At 53.7% G+C, this 5,211-nt stretch carries 1 tRNA gene and 3 rRNA genes; all 4 read right to left on the reverse strand.

The annotated features are described in order from the left end of the window. Positions 1-2 precede the first annotated feature (2 nt). Positions 3-120 (reverse strand): 5S ribosomal RNA (gene rrf / locus H6G50_RS23755). A 91-nt stretch (positions 121-211) separates the two neighbouring features. Then, positions 212-3,108 (reverse strand): 23S ribosomal RNA (locus H6G50_RS23760). A 201-nt stretch (positions 3,109-3,309) separates the two neighbouring features. Then, positions 3,310-3,383, reverse strand: a tRNA-Ile gene (locus H6G50_RS23765). Positions 3,384-3,518: 135 nt separating this feature from the next. Then, positions 3,519-5,010: ribosomal RNA gene (locus tag H6G50_RS23770) — 16S ribosomal RNA — on the reverse strand. Together the 16S, 23S and 5S rRNA genes with 1 tRNA gene alongside form the textbook arrangement of a ribosomal RNA operon. Between the last annotated feature and the right edge of the window lie 201 nt (positions 5,011-5,211).

The raw sequence follows: 5,211 nt of genomic DNA on the forward strand, positions 1-5,211 counted from the left end.
TAACCTGGCACCGAGCTATTGTCCCAGTCGGCAACCCGACGAGTATCTTCACCGCAACAGCGTTTCACCTCCGAGTTCGGGATGGAATCGGTGTGGTTCCACCGCGCTAACAGCACCAGGAAAACCTGTGAGAGTCAATCACCCTCAAGACTGCATCGCTTAATCGTCCTAAAAATCTTCGAGTCGGGGTCTTCTGCTGATTTTTCCCTTAAGGGTCAAGCCCTCGGTCGGTTAGTACGCCTCGGCTTCATTCCTTACAAAACTTCCACCTAGCGCCTAGCAAACGGGTGTTCTTCCCGTGACCTTACTGGTTTATACCATGAGAGCACTCATCTCGAGGTGGGCTTCCCACTTAGATGCTTTCAGCGGTTATCCGCTCCGCACTTGGCTACCCAGCGTTTACCGTTGGCACGATAACTGGTACACCAGCGGTGCGTCCTTCCCGGTCCTCTCGTACTAAGGAAGACTCCTCTCAATGCTCTTGCGCCTGCACCGGATATGGACCGAACTGTCTCACGACGTTCTGAACCCAGCTCACGTACCGCTTTAATGGGCGAACAGCCCAACCCTTGGGACGTACTTCCGCCCCAGGTTGCGATGAGCCGACATCGAGGTGCCAAACCTCCCCGTCGATGTGGACTCTTGGGGGAGATCAGCCTGTTATCCCTAGAGTAACTTTTATCCGTTGAGCGACGGCCCTTCCACGCAGTGCCGTCGGATCACTAAGACCGTGTTTCCACCCTGCTCGACTTGTCAGTCTCGCAGTCAAGCTCCCTTGTGCCTTTACACTCTCCGCGCTGATTTCCAACCAGCCTGAGGGAACCTTTGTGCGCCTCCGTTACCTTTTTGGAGGCGACCGCCCCAGTCAAACTGCCCACCTGAAACTGTCCCTTCCCCGGCTTACGGGTTAAGGTTAGAATTTTCGCCTCGCCAGAGTGGTATCTCACCGTTGGCTCTGTATTCCCCACAAGGAATACTTCAACGCCTCCCACCTATCCTGCGCAAGCGAAGCCAAAAAGCCATTCCAGGCTACAGTAAAGCTTCATAGGGTCTTTCTGTCCGGGTGCAGGGAGTCCGTATCTTCACAGACAATCCTATTTCGCCGAGCCTCTCTCCGAGACAGCGCCCAGATCGTTACGCCTTTCGTGCGGGTCGGAACTTACCCGACAAGGAATTTCGCTACCTTAGGACCGTTATAGTTACGGCCGCCGTTCACCGGGGCTTCAGTCGTCAGCTTCAAGCGCGAACGCCCTGACCAACTTCCTTAACCTTCCGGCACTGGGCAGGCGTCAGCCCCCATACTGCGTCTTACGACTTGGCGGAGACCTATGTTTTTGGTAAACAGTCGCCTGGGCCTCTTCACTGCGACCAGCATTGCTGCTGGCACCCCTTCTTCCGAAGTTACGGGGTTATTTTGCCGAGTTCCTTAGAGAGAGTTATCTCGCGCCCCTCGGTATTCTCTACCTCCCTACCTGTGTCGGTTTCGGGTACAGGCTTCAAACCGTTATGACGTTTAGGGCTTTTCTGGGAAGCCTGAAAGTCACCACTTCCCCGCCGTAGCGGGTCGGACTCGCTTCTTAGCTCTGTCGGTTTTCTCCCAACTTCTTCGCCTCGAACACTTACACCGGAACTACCATTCTCCGGATGATGACTTCCTTCTCCGTCCTCCTTCGTCACGGTTTGACGGTACGGGAATTTTAACCCGTTCTCCATCGACTACGCTCTTCAGCCTCGCCTTAGGTCCTGACTTACCCTCCGAGGACGAGCCTTGCGGAGGAACCCTTAGGGTTTCGGGGTTGGTGATTCTCACACCAATTTTCGCTACTCAAGCCGACATTCTCACTTCTAGAAAGTCCACACCTGCTTGCCGCTAGTGCTTCACCCCTTCTAGAACGCTCCCCTACCAATACTTCCGTATTCCACAGCTTCGGTATGTGACTTAGCCCCGTTCATTTTCGGCGCAGGAGCGCTTGACCAGTGAGCTATTACGCACTCGTTCGAGGATGGCTGCTTCTAGGCAAACCTCCTGGTTGTCTGGGCACTCCCACCTCCTTTCTCACTGAGTCACAATTTTGGGACCTTAGCTGGTGGTCTGGGCTGTTTCCCTCTTGACGATGAAGCTTATCCCCCACCGTCTCACTGGGAGTTTCCAACAATGGTATTCTGAGTTTGCCTCGCTTTGGTACCGCTCTCGCAGCCCGCAGCGAAACAGTGCTTTACCCCCATTGTGGACTTGACTCCCGCTGCGCCTAAACACATTTCGGGGAGAACCAGCTAGCTCCGGGCTCGATTGGCATTTCACCCCTAACCACACCTCCTCCGCCAATTTTTCAACATTGGTCGGTTCGGACCTTCACTTGGTTTTACCCAAGCTTCATCCTGGACATGGTTAGATCGCCCGGGTTCGGGTCTGCAAACTCTGACTTTTAGGTCGCCCTTTTCGGACTCGCTTTCGCTTGGGCTTCGGCTTAGTTCGCCTTAACCAGCCAGAGCCTGCAAGTCGCCGGCTCATTCTTCAACAGGCACGCGGTCAGACGTTTAATCGTCCTCCCACTGCTTGTAAGCTAACGGTTTCACGTTCTATTTCACTCCCCTTTCGGGGTTCTTTTCACTTTTCCCTCGCGGTACTGGTTCGCTATCGGTCACGCAGGAGTATTTAGCCTTACCAGGTGGTCCTGGCTGATTCACTCGGAATTTCACGGGCTCCGAGCTACTCGGGATACAACCACAATTTCTTAGTTTTCCGACTACAGGACTTTAACCTCCTCTGGTGCCGCTTTCAACGGCTTCGTCTTCTTTAAGACCTTGCTGATGGTCGTCCCACAACCCCCTCTCCCGTAGGACAGGGTTTAGGCTCTTCCCTTTTCGCTCGCCGCTACTGGGGGAATCACTTTTGTTTTCTCTTCCTCGGGCTACTAAGATGTTTCAGTTCGCCCGGTTCGCTCGCTCTTGCCTATGGATTCAGCAAGTCGTACTTTGGGGTTGCCCCATTCGGACACCTCCGGCTCAATGCTTGTTTCCAGCTCCCCGGAGCGTTTCGTCGGTAACTACGTCCTTCTTCGCCTCTGCGTGCCTAGGGATCCGCCGTTAGCTCTTTCTAGCTTGACCTTTCCTTTGGATTGTTCTGCTGCCATGACCTCCCTGACTTGGGGTCATGGCTGGACTTTGACTCTATTTCTTTAGGATTCTTAAGTTATGCAGTTTTCAAGGTTCTCTTTTCCGAACTTTCGTTCGGCATTCGCTTCCCTCAATTCGATATTGAGCTTGACGATGCCAAATTTAGCTCTTTTCGCTTTTTTGAGTTTAAGGTGGGCCATCCTGGACTCGAACCAGGGACCTCACCCTTATCAGGGGTGCGCTCTAACCACCTGAGCTAATAGCCCCAACCGCGAACCTTTTTAATAGTTTGAAAGCTTTGTTTTTGGGTTTCCCAACGTTTCGACCGAGGGATTGTTGAGTGGGCCAAGACCTCTTGATAATTTGGGTTGGGTCGATTGGCTTCCTTCGGGTCTCCCTTTAAAGGAGGTGATCCAGCCACACCTTCCGGTACGGCTACCTTGTTACGACTTCACCCCAGTCACTAGCCCCACCTTCGGCGCCCTCCTCCGCGAACGGTTGGAGTAACGACTTCGGATGTTGCCAGCTCCCATGGTGTGACGGGCGGTGTGTACAAGGCCCGGGAACGGATTCACCGCCGTATGCTGACCGGCGATTACTAGCGATTCCTCCTTCACGCAGGCGAGTTGCAGCCTGCGATCTGAACTGTGGCTGAGTTTGATGGGATTCGCTTGCTCTTGCGAGGTTGCTGCCCTTTGTCTCAACCATTGTAGTACGTGTGTAGCCCAGGACGTAAGGGGCATGCTGACTTGACGTCATCCCCACCTTCCTCCGGTTTGTCACCGGCAGTCTCCCTAGAGTGCCTAACTTAATATTGGCAACTAAGGACGAGGGTTGCGCTCGTTGCGGGACTTAACCCAACATCTCACGACACGAGCTGACGACAGCCATGCACCACCTGTGTTCGCGCTCCTTACGGCACTCCGACCTTTCAGCCGGATTCGCGACATGTCAAGCCCTGGTAAGGTTCTTCGCGTTGCATCGAATTAAACCACATACTCCACCGCTTGTGCGGGCCCCCGTCAATTCCTTTGAGTTTCACACTTGCGTGCGTACTCCCCAGGCGGGAAACTTAACGCGTTAGCTTCGGCACGGCTCGGGTCGATACAAGCCACGCCTAGTTTCCATCGTTTACGGCTAGGACTACAGGGGTATCTAATCCCTTTTGCTCCCCTAGCTTTCGTCCCTCAGTGTCAGTTCCGGTCCAGTAGAGCGCTTTCGCCACCGGTGTTCTTCCCAATCTCTACGCATTTCACCGCTACACTGGGAATTCCCTCTACCCCTGCCGGACTCTAGCTCTTCAGTTTCCACGGCTCCTCCGGAGTTGAGCTCCGGTCTTTAACCGCAGACTTGATGGGCCACCTACGGACGCTTTACGCCCAATAATTCCGGATAACGCTTGCCTCCTCCGTATTACCGCGGCTGCTGGCACGGAGTTAGCCGAGGCTTATTCCTCGGGTACCGTCATTTTTTTCTTCCCCGAGAAAAGAGGTTTACAACCAATAGGCCTTCTTCCCTCACGCGGTCTTGCTCCGTCAGGCTTTCGCCCATTGCGGAAAATTCCCCACTGCTGCCTCCCGTAGGAGTCTGGGCCGTGTCTCAGTCCCAGTGTGGCCGATCGTCCTCTCAGACCGGCTACCGATCGCAGCCTTGGTAGGCTCTTACCCCACCAACTAGCTAATCGGACGCGAGCTCCTCTCGAAACAATAAATCTTTCACCTTTCGGCTTATCGGGTATTAGCAGTCGTTTCCAACTGTTGTCCCCGTCTTCGAGGTAGATTCTCACGCTTTACTCACCCGTCCGCCACTAGATACCTAAGTATCTCGTTCGACTTGCATGTGTTAAGCAGACCGCCAGCGTTCATCCTGAGCCAGGATCAAACTCTCCATTTTAGTTTTGAGTTTTCTTTAGCTCTTTTTGCCTTCTCCCTCCTTAGAGGGATTTTGGCTCTTTTTTAGTCTTTTTCTGACGTTGGGGGTTGACCCCACATCGCTTTCAAACTATTCTTTTTTCTAGGTTCGGCGCGTCCGCTCCGGACTTCCTTTGCAGCGCGCATTTACAAATGTAGCCCCTTTTCCCAGACTTGTCAACTC

This window comes from Oscillatoria sp. FACHB-1406 (genome assembly GCF_014698145.1).
Lineage (GTDB): Bacteria > Cyanobacteriota > Cyanobacteriia > Cyanobacteriales > Spirulinaceae > FACHB-1406.